18 protein-coding genes and 2 pseudogenes are annotated in these 24,518 nt (G+C 32.8%); 17 read left to right on the top strand and 3 right to left on the bottom strand.

The genetic code is table 11. From position 1 onward, the window contains the following. The first annotated feature begins 1 nt into the window (after position 1). The 4 genes from BQ6100_RS16140 to BQ6100_RS21305 all read left to right on the top strand — a co-directional run bounded on the left by BQ6100_RS16140 (position 2) and on the right by BQ6100_RS21305 (position 2,747). A complete protein-coding gene (locus BQ6100_RS16140) occupies positions 2 to 1,477 on the top strand; it encodes a DUF3987 domain-containing protein (protein ID WP_075982604.1) in 1,476 nt (491 codons plus the stop codon). Positions 1,478 to 1,728: 251 nt separating this feature from the next. After that, the gene (locus BQ6100_RS16135; RefSeq protein ID WP_235816536.1) at positions 1,729 to 2,034 is read left to right on the top strand and encodes a hypothetical protein; all 306 of its coding nucleotides are present in this window, start codon (positions 1,729 to 1,731) and stop codon (positions 2,032 to 2,034) included. 111 nt (positions 2,035 to 2,145) lie between these two features. Beyond that, positions 2,146 to 2,514 (top strand): hypothetical protein, encoded by a 369-nt coding sequence (locus tag BQ6100_RS16130; protein WP_075982603.1) that lies wholly within the window; start codon positions 2,146 to 2,148, stop codon positions 2,512 to 2,514. 92 nt (positions 2,515 to 2,606) lie between these two features. Continuing rightward, the gene (locus BQ6100_RS21305; RefSeq protein ID WP_159433165.1) at positions 2,607 to 2,747 is read left to right on the top strand and encodes a hypothetical protein; all 141 of its coding nucleotides are present in this window, start codon (positions 2,607 to 2,609) and stop codon (positions 2,745 to 2,747) included. A gap of 365 nt (positions 2,748 to 3,112) precedes the next feature. On the opposite strand, the gene BQ6100_RS16125 is transcribed toward BQ6100_RS21305, so the two are convergent. Further along, the gene (locus BQ6100_RS16125; protein WP_075982602.1) at positions 3,113 to 4,000 is read right to left on the bottom strand and encodes a hypothetical protein; all 888 of its coding nucleotides are present in this window, start codon (positions 3,998 to 4,000) and stop codon (positions 3,113 to 3,115) included. 432 nt (positions 4,001 to 4,432) lie between these two features. Here BQ6100_RS16125 and BQ6100_RS16120 point away from each other — a divergent pair, with 432 nt between their 5' ends. Then, positions 4,433 to 5,512 (top strand): SH3 domain-containing protein, encoded by a 1,080-nt coding sequence (locus BQ6100_RS16120; protein ID WP_075982601.1) that lies wholly within the window; start codon positions 4,433 to 4,435, stop codon positions 5,510 to 5,512. Between the two features lie 297 nt (positions 5,513 to 5,809). Here BQ6100_RS16120 and BQ6100_RS16115 read toward each other — a convergent pair whose 3' ends face one another. Then, the gene (locus BQ6100_RS16115) at positions 5,810 to 6,439 is read right to left on the bottom strand and encodes a DUF1643 domain-containing protein (protein ID WP_075982600.1); all 630 of its coding nucleotides are present in this window, start codon (positions 6,437 to 6,439) and stop codon (positions 5,810 to 5,812) included. 386 nt (positions 6,440 to 6,825) lie between these two features. On the opposite strand from BQ6100_RS16115, the gene BQ6100_RS16110 reads away from it, so the two are divergent. From BQ6100_RS16110 to BQ6100_RS16065, 12 genes and pseudogenes are all read left to right on the top strand, one after another. After that, positions 6,826 to 7,392, top strand: coding sequence for a recombinase family protein (locus BQ6100_RS16110; protein ID WP_075982599.1), 567 nt, complete (start codon positions 6,826 to 6,828; stop codon positions 7,390 to 7,392). A 230-nt stretch (positions 7,393 to 7,622) separates the two neighbouring features. Continuing rightward, positions 7,623 to 8,075, top strand: coding sequence for a BREX-3 system P-loop-containing protein BrxF (gene brxF, locus BQ6100_RS16105; protein ID WP_075982598.1), 453 nt, complete (start codon positions 7,623 to 7,625; stop codon positions 8,073 to 8,075). A gap of 13 nt (positions 8,076 to 8,088) precedes the next feature. Beyond that, positions 8,089 to 11,793, top strand: a complete 3,705-nt coding sequence (locus BQ6100_RS16100) for a DUF6079 family protein (protein ID WP_075982597.1) — start codon at positions 8,089 to 8,091, stop codon at positions 11,791 to 11,793. Positions 11,794 to 11,808: 15 nt separating this feature from the next. After that, positions 11,809 to 14,574, top strand: a complete 2,766-nt coding sequence (locus BQ6100_RS16095) for a DNA methyltransferase (RefSeq protein ID WP_075982596.1) — start codon at positions 11,809 to 11,811, stop codon at positions 14,572 to 14,574. Positions 14,575 to 14,592: 18 nt separating this feature from the next. Continuing rightward, positions 14,593 to 16,491, top strand: coding sequence for a BREX-3 system phosphatase PglZ (gene pglZ / locus BQ6100_RS16090; RefSeq protein WP_075982595.1), 1,899 nt, complete (start codon positions 14,593 to 14,595; stop codon positions 16,489 to 16,491). A gap of 15 nt (positions 16,492 to 16,506) precedes the next feature. Beyond that, positions 16,507 to 17,232, top strand: coding sequence for a hypothetical protein (locus BQ6100_RS16085; RefSeq protein WP_075982594.1), 726 nt, complete (start codon positions 16,507 to 16,509; stop codon positions 17,230 to 17,232). Between the two features lie 29 nt (positions 17,233 to 17,261). Next, positions 17,262 to 18,350 (top strand): annotated as a pseudogene (locus BQ6100_RS22035) (DEAD/DEAH box helicase); the annotation flags it as partial. Positions 18,351 to 18,359: 9 nt separating this feature from the next. Continuing rightward, positions 18,360 to 19,017 (top strand): annotated as a pseudogene (locus tag BQ6100_RS22030) (C-terminal helicase domain-containing protein); the annotation flags it as partial. 1,431 nt (positions 19,018 to 20,448) lie between these two features. Beyond that, the gene (locus BQ6100_RS21300; RefSeq protein ID WP_159433164.1) at positions 20,449 to 20,595 is read left to right on the top strand and encodes a hypothetical protein; all 147 of its coding nucleotides are present in this window, start codon (positions 20,449 to 20,451) and stop codon (positions 20,593 to 20,595) included. 132 nt (positions 20,596 to 20,727) lie between these two features. After that, positions 20,728 to 20,961: a DUF7695 domain-containing protein gene (locus tag BQ6100_RS22125; RefSeq protein ID WP_075982592.1), complete on the top strand. Its 234-nt coding sequence runs from the start codon at positions 20,728 to 20,730 to the stop codon at positions 20,959 to 20,961. Between the two features lie 452 nt (positions 20,962 to 21,413). Continuing rightward, positions 21,414 to 21,794, top strand: coding sequence for a nucleotidyltransferase family protein (locus tag BQ6100_RS16070; protein WP_390622417.1), 381 nt, complete (start codon positions 21,414 to 21,416; stop codon positions 21,792 to 21,794). Between the two features lie 419 nt (positions 21,795 to 22,213). After that, the gene (locus BQ6100_RS16065) at positions 22,214 to 22,462 is read left to right on the top strand and encodes a hypothetical protein (protein ID WP_075982591.1); all 249 of its coding nucleotides are present in this window, start codon (positions 22,214 to 22,216) and stop codon (positions 22,460 to 22,462) included. A gap of 544 nt (positions 22,463 to 23,006) precedes the next feature. Here the strand turns inward: BQ6100_RS16065 and BQ6100_RS16060 are convergent. Further along, entirely contained in the window at positions 23,007 to 24,005 is a 999-nt protein-coding gene (locus tag BQ6100_RS16060) for a replication-relaxation family protein (RefSeq protein ID WP_075982590.1), read from the bottom strand. Between the last annotated feature and the right edge of the window lie 513 nt (positions 24,006 to 24,518).

Raw genomic sequence — 24,518 nt, 5'->3', positions numbered from 1 at the left:
TTTGGAAAAGGATACAGCCAGTATATTGTTACAACACTATACACCAGAGGAAATACATGAATACACTGGTGTAATTATAGACAAAACAATTTTATCACGGGAACAAGTGAAAAGAAAACAATTTATTGTCCCCTCAATAGACGATGAAGAAGATTTTATTAATGAACAGGGTCAGTTTTCGTATAAACCTAAGTTATTCGATGACGATGGGGGAGCAGCAAACCTTGCCTTTTACGGTTTAGCTGGTGATGTTGTACGGGAAATTGATCCACATACTGAAGCAGATCCTATGGCTACACTTATTACTTTTTTAATTGGATTTGGAAATCTTATTGGTGATAATGCCCATTTTATGGCTGGGGCAAGAAAGCATCCATGTCGTATTTTTGCTGTTGTAGTTGGAGAATCAGGTAATGGTAGGAAAGGGGCATCATTGGGTGATGTACGATTATTATTTAGAGCAGTTGACCCTACTTGGGAAGGCAAGCAAATAAAGTCGGGCATATCGAGTGGTGAAGGGTTGATTTATGCCGTACGTGATGAAGTAGTAAAAAAAGTGCCAGTTTTTGAAGGAAAGGGAGCGGAAAAGAAAATCGTTGATTATGAGTATGAAATTGTTGACGAAGGAGTTGAGGATAAGAGATTGTTTGATATTGAGGAAGAGTTTGGTAAAACGCTTCGGTTGGCAAAGCGTCAAGGAAATACGGTAACCGCAGTTATCCGTGAATTATGGGATTCAGGCAGTCCGCGAACGCTAACTAAAAATCCACTTACAACAACAGATGCTCATGTATCCATTTTAGGACAAATTACCCCCGAAGAGTTAGAAAAGGAAGTTTGTGATGTGGATTTGGTTAATGGACTAGCTAACCGATTTTTATGGTTGATGGTAGAACGATCAAAAATCCTTCCAAGTGGTGGATTTTTTCATAAAGTTGATATAGACCCACTAACGAAAAAGATAAAGGCTGCTGTGGAGTTTGCTAGAAAGACTGGGGAAATGACAAGGGATGAAGAAGCAGAAGAACTTTGGGAAAAGGTTTATGAGCCACTTTCCACTGGAGTAAAGGGAATCGTTGGGTCAGTTACTAGTCGCGCGGAACCTCAAACCATGCGGCTAGCTTGTATATATGCACTATTAGATCAATCGAATGAAGTTAAGGTAATACATTTAAGAGCAGCACTTGAGTTATGGAGTTATTGCTTTAAATCAGCTCGTTTTATATTCGGAAATGCAAAGGTTTTAGAGGATTCTAATGCTAATAAATTATTAGATGAGTTGAGGAAATGGGAAGAAGAAGGAAAAGGAGGGATGACCAGAACGGAAGTAAGTAGAGAGGTTTTTAAAGGAAATATTTCTAAAGAAGAACTTGATTCTATTATTAAAGAACTAATCTCAAACGGATATATAAAAGTAGAAAAGGTAACACCCAAAGGGGGAAAGAAAAAGGTACAAAAGATTTCACTTGTCGATTAATTAACTAAACGAATTTTACGAAGTTACGAATTATTGGACATGAATCCAATGGTTTCAATGCTTTTGTTGTCTTTTACTAAACGAAATATTTACTAATTATTATACGAATTATTTCCCTATAAATAATTCGTAAATTAGTTCGTCTAAAATTCGTACTCTTATTTATGTAATAAAGCCCATTGTATAAGGTTTAATCTGATTTAGTTCGTAAACTTCGTATAGGTCGTAGAAGATATGAAGGTGTAGACTAATTGGCTACAATTTATCAATTGATTGAAATAGCGGAAATGGAAATTAAAGATGAAAAAGCGAAGCAAGCAGGATTTATTATTTGTCTCTCTGGAGAATTATATACTAAATCGCTAGGGAAAAATAGTGCAGTATACATTGAGAACACTAATAATCAATGGGAGGCGTGGCGTGAAACTTATATTCCGGGGAAAAGTACCCCAATTAGTTATAAAGTAATTGCCAGCTTCAAAGAATTTGAATATGTTTTGCTAAAAGCAAAACGCTACTTTGATTTTATCCAGAGAAAGCGCGATGGTAAGCGGTGAATAATTTATTGATAGATTAATAGCAAAATTATTTTTATATAGATGGCTAGATTTATTAATTGCGTTATCTGTAAGAGTTAATCTTATTTTGAATAAAGGAAGGGAAATAATATGTATTTTGCTGACAATGAACATTTAGAAAATTATAAATGGTTGATGCAGTTATATGCTTTAAGCCCCGGTAAAGATTTAGAGTATGAAGCAAATATTTATATTGCTGCATATCCTGAAATATTTAAATGTTTTCGTAAGGATAATATTGATCTAGGCTGTGGTCCCCTTGCAGATATTTTTGATGACGAGAATGGACATAATGCTGCTGCCTTGACAGGTTCAACAATAAGAATGGTTGATCTAGGAATGTCTCTTTATAATGATTATCAAGTTTCGTTGGCTGAAATCTTTTGTGCTGTTAATGATGACAAGTTGATTAATGTGTGTATTGAGGCTATACGTATTAGAGCCGGAAAGTATCGATAATGGTTTTGAAGCAAGGAATATTAAAAAAGCCTTTTATATAAAAAAAGAGAACGAAGTTTGGAAATACGTTATGATTAAGGAGTTGTATTATAATGATTGTTATTGTTGATAAAATTGGCACTGGTTCTGAATGTGATCCAATCAGACCAGACACTACTGCTTCTGATTGGCAAGTTGTTGAAGAACGTGAGACAAAATTTGTAATAGAGATATTGATGATAACATATAACTAACGGATTTTATTATGAGACATGATAGATTATGGAATTTGAACCAATGCCATTGTTTCTTTAAGTAACGGGAGAAAAAGTTGAAGATCCAGCTGCCTTTTTTGGCGGCTTTTCTTATTAAAGTACGAAATGGTTAGTTGAAAGAAAATGTTTTAGCTTGTTCAACAAAGGACCGGTTTTTTGAGTAACTCCTTGTATTTAAGGAAGATTTTATTAGAGTATTTACTGACAGCATTAATTAGTAGTCAATCCTACCAATAACCCTTATTAGGTAAAACAAACGAAATTGAGAAAATGCAAATGAATGTAAAGGAATAAAAAACAAAAACACTTAGTTTCCAAAGTGTTCTCATCTTTATCGGACTGTATTAATAATCATTTTCGACTTTATACTTATCAATGTATTCTTGTTCTGGCATAATTTCCATGATGTCTTTTGGCTCTATTTTTACTTTTGGATGTACATAAGAAAATAGTTCATATACTCCATATCTCAAAATATAGAGGGATTTTTGAATCAACCATCTTTTTACTTTTACTTCAATTACTTCATCTGGTAAATATTCTAGATTGTCTTTCGTAATTCCGTAATAACTATCCTCATATTCAACCACAAATGTCCAATATTTATAATAATTAAGGGGTTGCTTAAATTTAATAATAAAATGTTCTTTGTTCTTATGTTTAATCCAATCACTCTCAATTGTATCATTTTTTAAAAATTGGGCTAAATCAAAAAGAATTTCAGGTCTATTTCTAGTATACCCCTCATATGAAACTACATTTGAGTGGCATAGAAATCCATTGATTTGAAAATCTCCATAAAATTTATGTATTACACGGTTCCTATACTCTTCTGCATCGGTTAAAGAGAAACCATCAGTTTTCTCACTAATATCAAGTTTATTACCTTTATATAAAATGTATTTCTCCCTAATATTAATATAGATTTCTTTTTTACTTAAATAATCCTTTAATGGTGTCTCTTGTGTTACGGCATCTTGTAAATTAATTATACCTAATTCTTTAATAGATTTACATTTATCAAAACTGGTAGTGCTATGTAGACTTACAAGTTCAACATCCTTTTCTAACAAATGATTATCTTCAATATCGAATGATTCTAAAAAATCCTCTACATCTGTACTTTCAAGGTAAACAAAATCTAAAACATTTTCTATATCTTCCTTACGAAAGTTTAAAAACCCTAATAGTGATTTTAATGTACTATCATAATCACTCATATCAAATATCAACTTTAAACACCTCCGAATAAGATTTTACTAAATAAGCCACAGTTTCTCATACAAAACATCAAAAAATCCTTCTTATAAATTTCGGTAGAGATTGTTAAATAAGGGCAGTTTGTTGCAGAACATTTGCTTGTCGGGGCTGACAAATTTGAAGCTGATACCGCAGTATGCTCAAAAAAATCGAATATTAAAAGGATTTTAGTAGTTAAACTTTGTTTACGTGGGTTAAGTAGTCTCAAGAACAAAAAAAGGATTTTGCTTTGTAAACAATCAGGCGCGTTTCCAAAGTACAACATTTACACTCTAAACAAATTAGGTTCTCGTTCTCTTTGATTCAGTATTTTTATTTTGAGTACTATAAGGGTAGTCCCTCTCTTAACAATATATATTATAATATACTTACAATATTAAACTATCATGAATAAGGAGGGTTTTATGCCAAAATTAAAGAATCAAATTTATTCTCCGAGTATTGAACAATCACTTAATAATATTGCACAAATTGATTGGGCAAGCCAAACTCAAGGCATCCAACAAACACTTAACAATATCGCACAAATTAATTGGGCAAGCCAAACTCAAGGTATTCAACAAGCGCTTAACAATCTCGCACAAATTGATTGGGCAAGTCAAACTCAAGGCATCCAACAAGCACTTAACAATCTCGCACAAATTGATTGGGCAAGCCAAACTCAAGGCATCCAACAGGCACTTAACAATATCGCACAAATTGATTGGGCAAGCCAAACACAAGGAATCCGACAAGCACTTAACAATATCGCACAAATTGATTGGGCTAATTATAGTCAAACCCTATTATCTTCAATCAAAATGTACGAATCAATGAATTTAGCAAATACATTTAACCAACTAAGTATCTTTTCTGTTCAAGAGATCAGTGAAGTACTAGAGGAATATGAGATTAAAGGTAAACAAAAATACCAAAACGATTGTAGTGAGATATATGGTGAAATTACAGTAAATGAAAAACGACAGTTTTCATATGATGAGATTGTGGAGATTGTTGATTATCGTTTAGCAGCTGCAAATAGTGAAAAGATGAATTTTAAGAAATTTGTACAAGATTTACTATTTAGCTATGGACAAGATGTAGTGAAAAAATTCATTGATATTATCTTAGTACCTTTCTTCTTTATATTAGTTAGCTTGATAATTGACAATCATTTACTGATTATAGAAACGATTAAAGAATCACTTTCGAGCGGGGTATATGTTGTTGGTTACGCACATGCAAAAAAGGTGATTAAAAAAGAGGGACTTTCTAGGTACGAGAATCTTAATTTAATTGGTCTTACTCGAGTTGATTCCCTATTAAGAACAAGCCCTAATAAGAAGACCAATCCTGTTGCTTCTCAAAAAGTACCATTAGATACAGTGGTAAGTGTACTCGAAAAGAAAAAGAATTGGCTTAAAATCGAAACATATATAGATGGTGAGCATATAATAGGGTGGATTGAGGGTTCAAAAGTTAATAAGTTCAAAAGAAAGAAATAACGCGTTGCTTATTTGATAAAAACTAAATTTATTGCCAACAACAAAACACGTTTTCACTTTAGTAAGCGTGTTTTTGTACAAAAAAATTCATCGGTATATATTTATAACACTAATCTCCTTTGCTATATTCAACAATGGGCGCCAATCTTGAGGGGTGGCGCTCATTTTACAATTTAGTGCTGGTTCTACAATAAGCAGGGACGATTTTCAGTAATGAATCTGTTGAATGAGGAATAGTAGTATTTGTATTCTTTTCCTTCCTTTGAAATTGCATAGGAGGCTATCAATCTATGTCGCTTAATTTAGTATTATTGATCCCTTCTTAATGTGACACTTGTGATGATTGATAGCAAAGTGTTCATTATTGGGATTAGGATGTCTAGGATATTTATTTTTGATAAGAATTATATTTGATTGAGAAGTTTCGAATACAAAAATATCATTCTTATAAGTCTTCTCAATCATGCTTAGTAACTTAACTGTTTCGATATCATAATAACTGGCCTTATCATTTGCATCTCCACTACACTGACCGTAACCAAGAAATAAATGCGTTGTTGATTCAAGTGTTTTCTTAATTTCTAGTCTATTTAAATTCATTGCAGTACTGTATTCTGATGGTGTTAAATTATGAATTAAATCATAGATCTTGGTTGATTTAGGTTCATAAAAAGGGTAAAGGTTATAAAACCTTATCCAATTGATTTCAGGAATGTTCTTATATATGTATTCAGTAACAAAGTTAATGGTATCATCTGAGTCTAAGCTATCAGCAGTACTTGGATTCATCAGGATACAGGATGCAATGCCTTTCTTTAAAGGAATCCTCAGAGAAGTTCTAATTTCAACTTTACTGTTTAGTTGACGCTTTCCTGCCTTTATCCCTCTAATTTTAACTAGTTTTGAGTCATAACTTCTTTTGGCCATTTTGTCACCTACTTTTTAAATAATATTATAAATAATAATATCATATTGGTATAAGTAACCAGTTAATAGAAGATTCTTGAAGTTATATAAAAGGTCGGTCGCATTTCCGGTGAATGGATCTGTTCTTATAAAATGGATGTAGAAATTAAGAAAACAGCTAACCTTCTCATGTGAAGATAGCTGTTTTTTTAAATAAATTTGCAAAATAAACGAACACTTATTATCTGTCAAATTGACAGGTTAAGAATAAGATTGGCAGATATATCATGTTCAATACTTCAAAGTATTGAACATGCTACCATAGTACTATAAAATAAAGGTATCAGGCTTAATCAATACTTATGTTCATAAATGCATCTCAAATTTTGATGAAAAGGGGTGGTTTTTTGAAATATGGTTATGCAAGAGTGAGTACGATGCATCAGGATTTACAGGTTCAACTGAAACAGTTAGAGAATGAAAACTGTGACAAAATATACTCTGAAAAATATACAGGGACAAACAAAAAGCGACCTGAATTTCAGAAGTTGATTGATATGTTACAGGAAGGAGACACATTGGTCGTTACAAAACTAGACCGTTTTGCTCGAAGTACACAAGATGCTCTTGAAATCATTAAACATTTATTTGATAGGAATATTAAAGTACATGTATTAAATATGGGGGTTATTGAAAATACACCAACTGGTCGGCTAATTTTTACAATATTTTCGGCGTTTGCAGAGTTTGAGAGAGATATGATTGTAGAACGAACTCAGGAAGGAAAAATCTTGGCCAAGCAGAATCCCGATTTCCGTGAGGGAAGACCAAAGAAATTTTCTCGGCAGCAAATTAATCATGCCTTAACTTTACTTGAAAATCACTCTTATAAACAAGTTGAAGATATGACTGGAATTTCCGTATCTACGCTTGTTCGGGCCAAGAAGAAAGTTAAGGCTGAGAAAATTAAATAAAATTTTATATGAAGGAAAAAGCTGGAGTCTTTTAATGGATTTCTCTATATCGTAGGGAACAGAAAATATTATCATTGGAAGAAGACTAGGAAGTTTTTTTCGAAAAAATATTTTTCAATTAGGTGAAATTTGTAAATATGAGTACGGTTTTTATGTAAAAAGATTAACTTGAATGAAGGAAGGACATAAAAAACTTTGGTTTACACTTTTTCATTCAAGAAGGAGTTATTATGAATAATCATTTACTTGAACGGATTAAAAATGCTATATCAGTTGTATCAGAACGATACTTCAAACAAGTTTTTGTATACGATTATATAAATGGTAATACAGTGAAAACATTTGCAGAAAATCACTCGTTACCATACATAAATGTTAACGTTGAAGTATCTCTACTACTACAGGATGTGCCAATAAACCGCAGAACTTTTCGAATTACAGAGGTGTTCCAGCAATTAATTGATAAGTATCCAGACGATATAGTTTGCTTAGATTATTACGAATTACTTTTTGATAATTCATTAGCAATCGATCCTATGATTCTAATAAAAAATAATAGTCGAAATAAAACACTAATTATATCTTGGCGGGGGAAAATTATCGGTGATGCACTGATCCATGCTGAACCGGGTCATCCTGAGTATAAAAAATATATTGTACAAGATGCCATTATTATTAAATAAAGGAGACTAATTTATGCTATATCAAGATTTGCTACAATTTGAGCCAATTGAATCGATTATTAAATTAACAGAAGCCAATGTAGAAGAACATGCAAATAATTTATTAAAAACTTATGTTATTTCTGAACGTATGGCAGAGCAACTGAATGATTTAATTTTTGAGCAGTTACAGTTTAGTCATTCTATAGAGAATAAGGGTTTATTCATAGTAGGCAACTACGGAACGGGTAAATCTCATTTAATGAGTGTAATCTCAACAATTGCCGAACGTGAAAATGTAAGTAAATATTTAACGAATTCTTCTGTTGCAGAAAAGGCAAAAGAAATAGAAGGTAAATTTAAGGTAATAAGAATCGAATTTGGTGCTGTTAAAACCCCATTACGCGATATTTTAGTAAATGCATTAGAAGATAATTTGGCCAAATGGGGTGTTGATTTCAGTTTCCCTCCAGTTGATCAAATAACAAATAATAAAGAAGCACTTGAAGAAATGATGGGACTATTCAATGAAAAGTATCCTAATCAGGGATTATTACTAGTTATTGATGAGTTACTAGATTATTTACGTGGACGTCGGGGGCAGGAGCTAGCTTTAGATTTAGGCTTCTTACGTGAAGTAGGAGAGATTTGTGGGAAAACGCGTTTGCGCTTTATTGCAGGGATTCAAGAAATGCTTTTCGGTAACGCCCGATTTAATTATGTTTCAGATTCCCTAAAACGTATTAGTGAACGTTTTGTTCAAATAAGCATTGTTCGTGACGACATTGCTTATGTAGTTTCGCAACGACTGTTGAAAAAAACAGATGAACAAAAGTCTTTGATTCGCGAGCATTTAAAAGGTTTTACAAGGCTTTATACACGTTTAAACGAGGATTTAGAAACCTATGTTAACCTATTTCCTATCCACCCAGCGTATTTGACTGCATTTGAAAGAGTAAATATAGCTGAAAAACGTGTAGCACTTCAAACCATTAGTAGTGAAATTAAAAAAATCATTCATACACCATTACCGGAAGGATCACCCGGCTTAATTTCTTACGATAGTTATTGGACATACATCCAAGAAAATGCGACGAATCGCTCAGATGCAAATATTCGCGCAGTTATTGATAAGCATAAAATTTTAAAAGATCGTATCGAGAATGCATTTCCAGTTAAAAAGAAATTGTATCAACCAATGGCGCTTCGGATGATTAATGCATTAGCTGTGTACCGACTTTCAACAGAAGATATTCATGACAAGGTAGGTTTAACAACAACAGAATTACGTGATGACTTATTTTTACATCCGACCACAAGTATAGAACTTTTACTAGAAGAAGATGATGCGTCAGATTTCTTAAAAGGAAATATTGAAGCAACAATGAAAGTAATTCAAGAAACTGTTAGTTATCAATATATTTCTACAAACGAATCGAATGGTCAGTACTATCTAGATTTAAAGAAGGATATTGATGTGGATAGTTTAATTCAAGCACAAGCTGAAACAATTGAGGATGACAAATTAGATCATTACTACTTTAGTTTATTAAAAAAAGCTATGGATCTTGATGATAATACACACGTATCACATGTTAAAGTTTGGAAATACAATTTAGCATGGGAGGCGCATCATGTGATGCGGCAGGGATATTTATTCTTTGGCGCACCAAATGAACGTGGAACTGCACAACCGGAACGTGATTTCTATATTTATATGTTACGACCTTATGATAAAGTATCATTTAGAAATGAACATAAACCTGATGAAATTTTCTTTGAATATACCCGTAGCAATGAAGAATTTGATAAGTATCTAAAGTTTTATGCAGCTGCACATGATTTAGCAATCGATGCTTCTCCAGCAACAAAGAAACTTTATACGTCGAAAGTAGAAGAATATCAAAAGAAATTATTTAAATGGTTAATTGAAAACTTTGATAGTACATTTGAAATCACCTATAAAGGAAAGAAATCCACTGTTGCTGATTTACGCATGTATATTTTAAATAACCCTACTGTAAAACAAATTGTTGATACAGCTGCTGAATTTTATTTAACAGATTGGTTTGAACAAAAATATGAGGATTATCCTTCCTTTGGGAAAATTCAAGGCGTACTAACAAAGGAAAATATGGAATCTTATGTCCAAAAAGCACTCCAGTATATCAACGGAACGGATTCAAAAATGGGTGCAGACCTTTTAGATGGGTTCAGATTATTTGATAAATCAAATAAATTGACTATAAATGAGTCAGGTTATGCAAAATGGATTATTGATTTGTTAGAAGCGAAGGGTCATGGGCAAGTAATCAACCATAGCGATTTAATTGAAACAATACGTATTAAAGGTACACCAGATTTACAATTTACGAAACAATTTTCACTAGAGCCAGAGTTATTTGTTGTACTATTAGGCGCTATGATAAGTGCAGGGGCAATAGAAGTGACTATCGGAGGTAAAACTTATAATGCTTTAAACTTACACGAATACGTTCAATTACCAATAAAGGAATTAACTCAGTTTAGTCATATAAAGAAACCAACTGGCTTACCAATAACGGAAATAAATGCGATTGCAGATTTGTTTGAGGTCGAAATCCCAAACTACGAAGAAGATATGTTACGTCGTGTAATTGTAATTATTACAGAAAAAGCAAACAATAAAATAGCAGAGACATTATCTCTTTTACAACTTGTTAAAAAAGGATTTCCTACATGGGATGGGCAATTATTAAATAATGCAGAAATTCAAGAACAAACAAAACTTCTTGAGGATTTCAAAGAATTTTGTGAAGGAGTAAAACGATATAATACGCCTGCTAAAATGCGTAATTTAAAATATGACTTAGCAACTATTGAAGCACAAAGAGAAGCGCTTGAAACATTAGAAAACTTACTAAAGCTAGATAGTCAATTGAAAAATATTTCTCAGCTTGTAAACTACTTGCGTGTCGCACAACCTAATATGGGTAGTCATTCAGATTGGTCTAGAAATGTTGAGGAAACACTTGACGACATCCAGTACGCTTTAAAGGAACATCAGGATATTTCAAAAGAACTTGTAAAATTAAACAATTTAAAACAAGATTATATTCAACTTTATATTGAAGCACATGATCAGTCACGCTTAAATGCAAAAGAAAACCTAAGAAAAACGGCACTTCTAAATGATGATCGACTAAAAGCACTAAAAGAACTTGCGAACCGTATTTCCATCTTACCAAAAGAACAAATTGTTAAATGGGAAAAGACTTTGACTGATCTCAAAACATGCTATCATGTTTCTGAAGATAAATTACAACATACACAAATTTGTAGTGAGTGTAAATTCCGACCAACAGATATTACTGCCAATGAAAAAGTTATTTTACAAAAACTTGAAGAGGAATTACCAGTTATTTATGAAAATTGGACAGAAACATTATTGACAAACTTAAACGATGCGTCTGTAAAAGAGAACATCTCATTGTTAAGTACCGAACAACAACAATTGATTCAAGAATTTATCGATAGTAAAGAATTTAAATTACCAGTTGATGTTCGATTAATCCAAGCAATTAATGATTTATTAAAAGGTATCGATAAAGTAGAGTTGAATTTATCAGACATAGAGCAAATGATGGCCAACGGGCATCCATTAACAGTAGAAGAATTACGTAAACGTTTTGAGGACATGCTGGCAAAAGCAGTGGGTACTGCTCCATCAAATCGTGTACGTGTAATGCTGAAAAAATAGAAAGGAGAGATTGACATGACAGATAATGAACAGCTCTCTTTTAAGGTAACTGAAGCAGACAACACACCAGTTGTCTGTCTCGGTATGACCTTTGAAAGTGAAGAAGCACGTAGAGAATATTTCCGTGAAGAACTACGCAAAAAATTACCTGAACTAAAACAAATTGAAGGTTTTCCTATTGGTGAGGATGAAGATATTATCGCCTTATCAGATCCGCCATATTATACTGCATGTCCGAATCCGTGGATTAATGAATTAATCAAAAGGTCTAATTCTGCAGATGTAAAGAAAGTTGGACCCTATGCCAGTGATGTAAGTATTGGGAAAAGTGGAGCTATATATAATGCCCATAGTTACCACACAAAAGTACCTCATAAAGCAATTATGAAGTATTTGCTCCACTATACTAATCCGGGTGACACTGTTATAGATGTATTTTCGGGTACAGGTATGACAGGCGTGGCTGGGTATATGTGTGGTAGCAAAAAAGAAGTAGAATCGCTAGGCTTCAAGGTGAATGAGGATAATATTGTTACTTCCGAAGAAGGTATATATCAATTAGGAAAACGTAAAGTTATTTTAAACGATTTATCACCAACCGCAGCACTTATATCCTCTAATTATAATAATTCTATTAACTTAAAAAGTTTTGAGGATGAAGCAAATAAAGTCTTAAAAGAAATATCAGATAATCTTGATAAGTTTTTTATGACAAAAGCCCTTCATAATGGAAAAGAAGTCGAAGGACAAATTAATTATGCTGTATGGAGTGATGATTTTGAATGCTCTGAATGTGGTATGGATTTTAATTTCTTTGACATAGCTGTTGATAAAGAAATGAAAAAAGTAAAAGATGAATTCAATTGTCCATATTGTAATGCCACATTAACTAAAAGAAGAATAAAGCCACTATTAGTCAAAGAGTATGATCCTATACTTGGTTCAATAGTAGAAAAAGTTTCACAAAAATTGGTTCTTATTAATTATACGTATAACGGCAAAAGGTTTGATAAGGAACCAAGTAAGAGTGATTTGGAATTAATAAAGAAAATTGAAAATACTGAGTGGCCATATGAAATTAGAACAGATAGAATGATAGAAGGAGATGAATCTAGAAGGAATGATAAAATTGGACTAACGCACACACATCAATTCTTCACGAGAAGAAATCTACTTACCATTTCATTCATTTTAGAAAAGGTAAAAAATAGTAAATATAAATCCCTGTTTTTAGGGATTCTTAGAAGTAGTCTATCTTATTCTACGAAGATGGTAAAGGTTAATATTTCCAGATTATTAACTGATGGTGGGTTGTTTTCTTTTGGGGCTGTTACAGGCACTTTATATGTTCCAAGTGTTAACGGCGAACGACCTATAACGTCTGCGTTTAAAAGTAAATTGGATTCTGTGATAAAGACACTCCCTGAATTCAATGAGAATATAATTACTAATCAATCAGCTGTAGATTTAAGAAATATTGATTCTGAAAGTATTGACTATATATTTATAGATCCCCCGTTCGGAGCAAATTTAATGTATTCTGAATTGAACTTTATCTGGGAATCATTTATGAAAATTTATACAGATAATAAGACTGAGGCTATTGTTAATAATACTCAGAAGAAAAGTTTATTTGATTATGAAAATTTAATGAATGGTGCTTTAAAAGAATTATACAGAGTGTTAAAGCCGGAGAGATGGATTACAATTGAATTTAGTAATTCACAAGCAAGTGTATGGAACTCTATCCAAAATGCTCTTCAAAAAGCCGGATTTATTATAGCGAATGTAGCTGCACTCGATAAAAAACAAGGCAGTTTTAAAGCTGTTACTTCTACTACAGCTGTTAAACAGGATTTAGTAATATCAGCCTATAAACCATCTGTAGAATATATTAATAAAATTCGGGAACAAACGAATACCCCTGAATCTGCTTGGACTTTTGTGAACCAGTATTTAGAACAACTTATTAAATTCTCAGGCTCAAAAGGTGAAGCGTCAATAATTGCAGAACGGACACCACGTATTTTATTTGACCGAATGGTAGCTTACCATGTACTGAATGGGTTACCTGTACCTATTTCTTCAGCAGAATTCCAAGCTGGCGTAGCTCAAAGATTCCCAATGCGTGACGGAATGGCATTTTTAGAGTCTCAAGTAGCTGAATATGATAAGAAGCGTACACTAGTCAAAGAGTTTACTCAAATGAGCTTATTTGTTTCTGATGAGAATAGTGCGATTGAATGGATTCGCCAACAGCTAATGAAGAAACCACAAACACGTCAAGATTTACATCCGCAGTTTATGAAGGAAATTCAACATATTGCGAAGCATGAGCAGTTGCCTGAGTTAGATGATTTACTTACTCAAAACTTCTTACGATATGAAGGCGAAGAAATAGTACCAGATCAAATTGCAAGTTATTTGCGCCGAAATTATCATGATATGCGTGGTTTAGGGAATACAGATGATAAGCTTAAAACAAAAGCAATGAATCGTTGGTATGTACCAGATCCAAATAAACAATCAGACCTTGAAAAATTGCGCGAAAAAACATTGTTACGTGAGTTTGATCATTATGTAGAAGAGCTTGGAAATAGTAAAAAGAGACTAAAGCAATTCCGTACCGAGGCAATCCGCGCAGGCTTTAAAAAGGCATGGAGTGAGAAAAACTACGAGAAGATTGTTACAGTAGGAGATCGTTTGCCAGAGCAAGTGATTCAGGAAGATGACAAACTGTTAATGTATTATGATAATGCACAAGTACGTTTAGATATGTAATAAAAGAAGGTGATTTGATTGAATTGGGCCGAAAAATTAGCAACCTATTTTCCAAGTAAAGGTGTTTTGTATATTGTTTCAGATGAGTATGGCATTTTCAACCGGAAAGCAGTGCTGCAGGTAATAACTCAAAAGGAAATAATTGTCCATACTTATCAAGACCCAGTTGTTTTTCGTTATGAGTATGAGACATCATTTCGACACGAAGATCGTAAAAGCAGACCAACTTGGGTTGTAATAATCGGGACAAACCAATTCAATCAATTGCCTTATGACATACTAAGTAGTGCGAATCGACTATCTATATCATGGGAAACAATCTTCCCTTCACTTGATTCTACTGTTGTTCAGTACTGTCCAGATGAAGTATTACAGTTATTATTTGATGCTTCGAATACTCAATTAAAACCATTAAATTATAACGAATCAATTGATTTTATTTTGACAGAGGTGTATCAACTAGATTCGAGCATTTTCAGTAATGAAATTAATCTTATAAAAGCAGCTATTCGTTATTTTGATAAATTTAGTGAAGCTCTTCCTACGCTATTTTTCAAACGACTAGAACAAAGCATAAGGAAATCACATCCGTTTTTTTCAAAAGAAGCCCTAAACGTTTTTATATCAAAAGATAATTTAACTCGGCTATTAAATAAACAATGGGAAAGATATATTCAAGATTATTTAAAACGAGATTATGAGCAAATTGATGAGTCGAGGATCAATTATGATCTTTCCTTTTATAGTGATCCAATGATTAGACAAACCCTCACTAAGTTCATTACTCCCATTCCAATATCTAATAAAGTGAAATTTGAGAAATGGATGACGGCAGGTTTAGTAATGGAGAATAAACCTTCTATTGATGCAGATGTCTTATTCACCCAAGACTTTTCAAAGTTTTCAAGGCTAGAATGGGGAGGTTTGGCTAGTCAAATCGGGGAAATTCAGTATAACTATTTAAATGATGGTACATTAGCACCTACATGGCATACGCAAATGCAAACACTAAATGAACACTTTGAAAAGTGGATGATAGAAGATTACGCAAATCTTCGTACATTACCTGTTGTTCCAAAACCAAAAATGGTCCATCAAATTCCTCATTTTTTAGCAAGGAAAATAGATCGCAAAGTCGCTTTAATTGTGATGGATGGAATGAACTTTACTCAATGGCATATGATTAAACAGCATTTAGCTAGTGATGGTTGGTCTTTTGAAGAAGATGCTGTTTTTTCTTGGATACCGAGCGTAACTTCTGTTTCAAGACAAGCTATTTTTTCTGGTTTAGAGCCTAGACAATTTGCCGACACCATTTTTTCAACTAGAAAAGAAAAAACTTATTGGACACAATTTTGGGAGCAAGTAGGTTTTACTAAGCAAAATGTTGCTTATGAAAATTCTCTTGGCTTAGAAGTGTATAACCAGTCTTTACTTGCTTATACGCAATTTCCTTCTATTCGTATATATGGTGCTGTTATAGATGTTATTGATCAATTTATGCATGGTGCTGTACAAGGTAATCAAACAATGATTTCTGAACTATCGACATGGCTATCTACAAACTATTTAAATCGGTTTTTGGAGGATTTAATAGATCAAGATTTTGATGTATATATTACTTCTGATCATGGTAATGTAGAGTGCCTCGGAATAGGACGAATTCAAGAGGGAGTTTTAGTGAATTCAAAAGGCGAACGAAGTCGTATTTATCAATCTGAAAATATCCGAAATCAAACGCACCTCACGCATACAGAGTCAACAATTTCTTGGAATAATCCGGGGTTGCCAAAAGACTATCATGTGCTAATAGCTAAAAAAAATCACGCTTTCGTACCAAAAGATGATAAAATTGTTACTCATGGTGGCATTCATTTTGAGGAAGTGATTGTACCATTTGTAAAAGTGAAGCGCTAGAAAGTAGGTGCGAATATGAGAGCAGTAGGTTTTGATCAAAAAATTCAACTCGCTCATCTTGATTTGACAGCAAATTTATCACGGCAATATTCCGTAAAAGAAATGTACAGCTTATTAAATATTGAATTAATGAATTCTATTAAAGGTGATAAATCACGAAAGAATGCAATTACAATGCTAATGAAGACATGGAATCTAGTAAACCCTATTATTATCGATATCCGTGATGCATTATTGAACGAATATCCATATTTATCGCCAAGAGAAAAACTAGTAATAAATTATTGTTTAACGAATATTGCCTATCCATTCTATAGGGAACAAATGCATTACATTGGGAAACAATTAAAGTTATTCGATGAAATACAAAGCAAATTGATCGTTTCCGAGATGAAAAATCGTTACGGAGATCGTCGCCGAGTAGAAGTTGCTGTTGGTGCTGTTTTTTCGTCTGCAAAAGATTGGCAACTTCTGACAATGTTAAAACCGGGAGTATATCAAGCGAAAAAAACAGAAATTGAGGTACAGAATCCCTTAATCAAAGCTTTAATGATTGAAGTATTAATGATGTATCATGAAGCAAATATAGTATCTGCAGATATTTTAAATAATAGTGCAATCTTCTTTCCATTCGATTACCATATACGTATAGGGGATTTAGATAAACAACGCTATTCTATTATAAAAAATATTCGTGATACAATCATTGAACGTAACCCTAAAATCCCTTACTCCCTTTGAGTGAGGGATTTTTTTTGGAGGTAATAGAGATGTACATTGGAGATATTATTAATGGACCGTTCTTCCCGGAAGCAATTGAAGTAAAAAAATTTGAAGCATTTGGAGAAGATTATTATTTACTTGAAGGAATAGGCCGTCAATCAAATACTTATTATGAACAGCTACTTACAACAAATGATATTAACCAAATGACAATCTTGAGTACTCCTACTGCTTCGAATTTATCTTTTACTGGCAAAGATATTCAACAACGTCTTTTACACCTAGCACTCGAAATTGAAGATAAATATTCAAAAACACGTGCATTAGGAAATCAACAAGTTATACCGCTACCTCATCAAATTGAAGCTGTATATAGCAGGATGTTACAAACGTCCAACATTCGTTACTTATTAGCAGATGATCCCGGTGCTGGTAAAACCATTATGTCGGGGATGCTGATTAAAGAATTAAAAGCACGTGAAAGTATTCAGCGTATATTAATTTTGGTTCCGCCATTAGTATTACGCCAATGGCAGGAAGAGATGTCAGAGAAATTTCAAGAGTCATTTAAAATTATTAATCGTGCCGTATTGAATGAATATGGCAATTTAAATCCGTTTATTGAAAATAGTTTTTGTCTTGCTTCTATCTATTGGTCTACTCGTGATGATATCAGGGGTTTAATTTTAGAAGCACAGTTTGATTTAGTCATTGTAGATGAAGCTCATAAGATGGCAGCCTATTCTTACGGCAAAATTAAAAAGAAAACAGCCAAAACAAAGCTTTACCATCTTGGTGAAAAACTATTAGCTAAAACAAATCACTGCTTACTTCTAACAGCAACACCACATAAAGGAGATGCTGAAAATTTTCGTTTATTAATGAAACTAATTGAACCAGATTTATTTCATCATGTTTCTGCAAATGAAACCTTACGAGATAAAAGTAATCCATTTATCATTCGTCGTTTAAAGGAATCGATGGTGAATTTTGATGGAACACCGATTTTCCCTAAACGAACAACGAAAACGATTCAATATGAATTAACGGAACCAGAATTAGATTTATATGAAGCTGTGACGCATTATGTACAGACTCATTTTAATCGTGCCATAAATGCTGGTAATAATAGTACTGCTTTTGCCATGATGCTACTTCAACGCCGGTTAAGTTCCTCAATTGAAGCCATACATAAGTCACTAGCTCGTCGTTATAAAAAATTATTAGCGATCTTAGAGGCAACTGAAAATGAGCGAAAAAGATTTACGCAAAAACTCGAAAAACTGTATGAAAATAATCTTGAAGAAGAGGTAACAGAATCGCAAGACACTTTTGAGAAGAAATTAGAACTTGCTTTTGATACGGTTGATTTAGAGGCGTTACATGAAGAAATTACAGAGTTGAAAAAGTTGCGTATTAAAACAACCTCTCTCAAAAAATACGGAATTGAAAAGAAATACTTGGAACTAGAGGAAATGTTATTTGGTGTAGGTGGACTCATTTATACAGGAGAGAAGATTTTAATTTTTACAGAATCCGTTGATACACTAAAATACTTGGAGGAAAAGCTTTCGACAAGGGTTGAGCAGATAGCTAAAATTATAGGAAGTTTTTCAATGGATGAACGAAGAAAACAAGTCGAGCTATTCCGTCATAATGCTCAAATTATGCTAGCAACAGATGCGGGTGGAGAATCTATTAACCTACAGTTTTGTAATCAGATGATTAACTATGATATCCCGTGGAACCCTAATCGTTTAGAACAAAGGATGGGTCGTATTCATCGTATTGGACAAAAAAATGAAGTGTTTGTTTTTAATCTTGTTGCTGCTAATACCCGCGAAGGTCACGTTATGGCTCGTTTACTTGCTAAGTTAGAAACAATGAAAGAGGATTTAGGGAATGATTTAGTCTATAATTTTATGGGAGATTTACTTGAGGGAGATATCAATTTGGCGGATTTAATGAAAGAAGCCATATTAACCCGTGAAAATTTAGATGAAGTAATTTCTAAAATGGATAAAGGCCTAAGTGAAGAACATAAAGAGCTATTACAAACAATGAACAAAATGCAATTTGATACTGATACCTTAGATATTAAGGCAATGAAAAATTCACAGTTCGATATTGAAATTAATAAAGTGCCAAATCGAATGTATGTAGAGCTAATGGATTATGCATTTAAAGAATCGAATATAAAAGTATTTAGTAGCCAAGAAAATCGTGTTAAACGTATTGATCGATTTCCAAAACTTATTCGTGATCAATTTGCAAAAGAAACCAGTTTAAATGATTCTTATCGTTATACAGGATTTGTTGAAGAAAGTAATGAAGAAGTTCAATTTGTGACAAAGTCCTATCCTTTATATTCGCTTGCAAAAATAATACTCCAAAAAACAAACGATCAATTTGCATTCAAACGTTATTTATTTACGTATAATATTCCAGAGCATTTAGAAGTTGATTTATATCGTTTAGTATATAAAGATGGAACCGGAAAAGAATTGAAGAATCAACTGTTATTTATTGCAAAACGTAAGGATGGGTCAGTTATCGAATTGAATTTATATTGGTTGGCACTTGAAAATTTCACAGAGTCTGTAACGGAATTACCATTCTTAGAGCAACAAGTTTTGCAAAACCATATTTTACAATTAGCAATTAATGAAAAGAGCCTACTTGAGAAAAAGCGCACTAGCCAGTTAAATCGAATGCATGATTACTTAGTGGGGACATTTCAGCAGCAATATAATGAGATATATGATCGTCTTTTACAATACCAATCAGATAATCTAGATAATAAAAATTCGGCACTTATCAATCAAATGAACGCTCAGCTAATCGATATTGAAGAACAGAAGAAAAAGCGGATAGTTACTTTAAATAAGCAGCGAACAATTATTCTGCAGCCACCTAAAAAAATTGCTCAGTTTGAATTAATTCCCAATGGTTCATCCTATCGTGTCATAGCATCTGACTACTACAATTTAATCGAGGCTCATGAGAAAGCGAATGGTCGAAAGCTAATAAAAATGTACGATAACTTAGGATTAGTTGATTTTTATAGTGAACGTTTTAATGGTGAAGAACGGTTTATTATTATAACAGATAAGACTGACTTTGTATTTACTGAAGCGCATCTGGAAGATTTAAATACTATAATAGACAAGACTTACATCTACTTAGTAAAAGAAGAAAAAATTGAAGAAATAAAACTTATTACTTCATTATTTAATGCGTAGAAAGTGGATATTGAGAGGTAAATATGAAGATGCTACTGATGATAAGAAAATAGGAGAAAACAAATGGAGAGGCGCTGCGTTCTGGTGGTCTGTACTAGTAACCCCGGAAAATACACAAACAGTTATTTTTTTTAAGTAAATTAGGTGATTGATATGTTTAAGTTTATTTGTATTTTTGGATAATGATATTTAATTAATAATTCGTAAGGCAATAGTGAGTAAATATCTTTCTTTTGCCTTACTATATTAAGTGATTAGATAAGGGGAGCCTATGAAAAAAATACTTGTAAATAAAGTGCGCTGCAGGAAGTGTAATGACATTATCGAATCAAAACATAGTAATGATTTTAAACGATGTCAATGTGGTCAAATTTTCATAGATGGCGGTAGGGATTACCAACGTTACGGATGGGGAATAAATCATTCCGAAGAGAAACCTGAACTAGATGATTATATTGATTTCAGTTACTCAGTTTACGAAGATAGTACCGAAAATAACTGTTAGAAACGATGATACGATAACTAGCAGGATTATATTTGGTGGTATCGAGGGGGACTTTTAATGCATGGATTAGAGCGGAGTATTATAAATACTCGTAATAATACAATAATGATAATTAAATTACATCTACTTGGCAAAGCACCTAAAGATATCGCTTCTGCAATAAAATTAACAGAAACAGAGGTTCTAGAGATCATTGAAAAGTTTAATTCCAATTAGGAAGTTTGTTGTCTATTTGAAATTTGCAGTTGAGCTTTGTCTCGATAATATATGGTGGAATATAAGGTTTGTAGGTAAAATCATACTTGATATTTATTGAGCGGTTTGGAATAATATATTTGCGATGAAGCGGCCTCTGTGGCCGGAATTTTTATGGTTTTTGGTAGGAATCATAAAAAATTAGGTCCTCCAGTTCAAAACTGTGAGGACCTTTTAATTTCGACATTAGAATCAGGTTGTTAGATAAAAAACTTCAAATAAATTTTGTCGCAATATCAGGAAATGGTGCTGATAATATGTTTTCGAAACAAGAAATCCTTGATGAATTGTCCGAAAATTTAAGTGAGTGGAAAGAGAAATATGGTGTTAAGCGAATGGGCTTGATCGGTTCGTACAGCCACGAAGAGCAAAAAGAATCCAGTGATATTGATGTGATAGTAGAATTTAACGAATCGGATCTATCTTTTGATAATTATATGGGCTTAATAATTACCCTTGAGGATCATTTTCAGAAGCCGATAGATTTAGTCATTTTGGATGATATTAAACCTGCTTTAAAATCAAATATTCTAAGGAGTATTAAATATGTAGAGGGAGACTTGAGTAAGTTTAGGTAAATACATTGGCAACAAGTTATGAATCTTTTAACAATCACTGGCAAGAAGCATGGGAAAAGTATTACGTTTTATAGCCGTAATCATAGTTAATAACATTATTATGCCAAAAGATGAGGACTCTGTGGATATTGGTGAAGTTCACTTTTGTAACAAAGATCATACCCAATCGACTTTTCATGAGTAAATCTGTTATTTTAAGAGACAAATTTAATGAAATGGCTTAAAAAGAGGAAATGTGCAAGATACAATAATAATGTGATATAGATTTTATTTTCTTTTTCTTTTATGAACTAATTTAATAGAAGGGCCTTTTGGTCAAGGTATTAGTTAAAAATCATCGGTAGGATGTGCGACGAAAATAATCGTGGCATTCTTCCGATGTTTTTTTATACAAAAAATCCAAATGGAGGGAAAAACAAATGAATCAAATGGAAATTTATTGTGTAGTACGTAGAACGAAGGAGAAAGATGAACAATTTGTAGTGATTGATGCAATGTCACTGGATGAAGCAAAAGCGATCTTTGAAGTTCGGCATAAAGCAAACAAGGAATCAATGATAGAAGGAGAGGCATTTTATATTTTTCAAGCAAACGAAAAGCTGATGTTTGATGAAAATCATCGATTAGTATTTCCGAACGGTTCAATGAGTATTATTGAAAAGTGGTAGAAGTGAAGGATTAAAGGTATGAAAAAGAAGACTCCTGTTGGGTTCTAACAGGGGTCATTTTTTTGTGCATATTACTTGCTACCAAGTTGATAGTTTTATGGACAGTTTAGGAACTTTTGTCTTAAACATTAAAACGTTCCGTATATTACTGTATTTCTTCGGCAATCTTGTCAAAATAATATATGGTAACGATTAATCGTAACTAATGTTAGATACTAGTTCTAATAAAATAAAAAATAAATCAATTAAATAGAGAGGTTGCTAATGTCCGTCATGGTATCTAATATTCGTTACCAATCTTATGATAAGGACTATTTTAGGGTCAATAACGATTGTAAAAGTTTATTACTTTGAATAATCGTTACCATTTATCGTAACGATTGATAAAATCGAGAAGAAAAATGAGAAGGCTAAGATGAGGAAGCTTTGATATTACGGCGATTCATTATGGTATATATTTATGGTAACGAATGGTGTATTCTGAAAAATATAACGTATGTATGCGAGTCATTCAAAATGAATGACTGTGCGTGAATAGTATTGATCAGTATTTGCTTAGTGCATCAAATACAATTTGATCGTTTTGTTTCAAAGGAGAAACAATTATTTTCAAACCAGATTGTTTCACTCTATTTGCAATTGCGGAATCTGATACAAATTGTTTCATTATGTTTTCTGCCCTTTTAATTCCACTGCTAAGTGTGGACCGGTTAGAGAAGCTGTTATCAGCGATTACAATGTCCATTATGTGAAGGACGTCTGGGTTCTTTTCTGCTAGGATTGCATATTTAAACACTTTTTGTGCCAATGTTTCGTAAGGTTCCGTTCCCATATCCAATTCTATATTAATGATTGCATCCCTTATTTTCTTGCTTCCTTTTAATTCGATAATCCAATCTGGTTTTACAATCATCATTGTTGCTCCATTTATCTCTGTATTTGATTTATTTTCCGTCATGTACTTTGCTACTTTTGCATGGTAGGCGCCGCTATTTTGCCGGTGTAGGTTTTTATATTTCCTTATCCATTCAGTATACGGAAAAGTAGCAGGTGAGTGGGAGAAGGCAGTTAAATTATATAGAATAGAGTACTTTATTTCATCTGTATTTGGATCTTTTATTAATTCAGCATTTAAATTGGTTAAAATATTGATTGCTGCCTGTTGTGTCGCTAAAAAATGCATAAAGTTCTTTTTTTGATTAAATTTGTAGATTTTTGATTTGTTGTAAGAAATGTCGAGCAGTTTATTTTCTATTAACAAATCCACAGCTTTGCTACCAATACACAGGAATTTAAAGCGTTCTCCGTTAAACCCTTCACTATAATGATCGCCACGAATCAAATGATATTCCTCAAATTTCCGGATTCGATTCTTAAAACTATATTCTGTAATTTTCATTTCAATCAAGTGTTTAGCAGCTTGATAGAATTGTTGCAGCGTTAACATTCGTTGCTGTTCTAAGAATACTAATAGCTGTAAATCAGATTTAGTTAGTTCCAACCGTTGTCTTGCATTTTTCTTTAAGACAATTTTATCTTGCATCGTATTTTCTCCTTTCTTTAGTGTGAATAATATTTGTTTGGCAGAACACTTTTGTGAGTTCATTTTTCACTAATATTGTCAGCATAAAAAAATGCTTCTCAAACATTGTCAATAACGTGAGTAATAGACTTTTCACAAGTAATATGGTTTTTACATTAAATTTTTCACAACGAAGTACATTACTCAGGTGAAACTTTTAAGTGTTCTTAAATAGTGTACTTTTATATTTTGATATTTCTAGTCGACTAATAAATAGCTTTGGAAAAAATTAAAACATGTAAGGAAATACAAAATTTTAAAAGAACATTATAATGAAAAAAGCGGATTGTGAAAGGATGTAGAGGGCAACGTTTAAATTAGTATGCCAAAATAGGCGGTGTTCTAAGGGGGATGATAAATTTGAAGATAGAAAAAGATGATTATAGGAAGAGAAGATTGATTACTACCACCGAAATGCAACAGTAATGACATAATATTTACAATGAATGGCAAGGGATTTACAACAGAATGACA

It is taken from the genome of Bacillus massilinigeriensis, from assembly GCF_900117315.1.
Lineage (GTDB): Bacteria > Bacillota > Bacilli > Bacillales > Cytobacillaceae > Bacillus_BE > Bacillus_BE massilionigeriensis.
The sequence above is the reverse complement of the archived record's forward strand: the minus strand, read 5'-3'. Positions and strand labels throughout refer to the sequence as shown.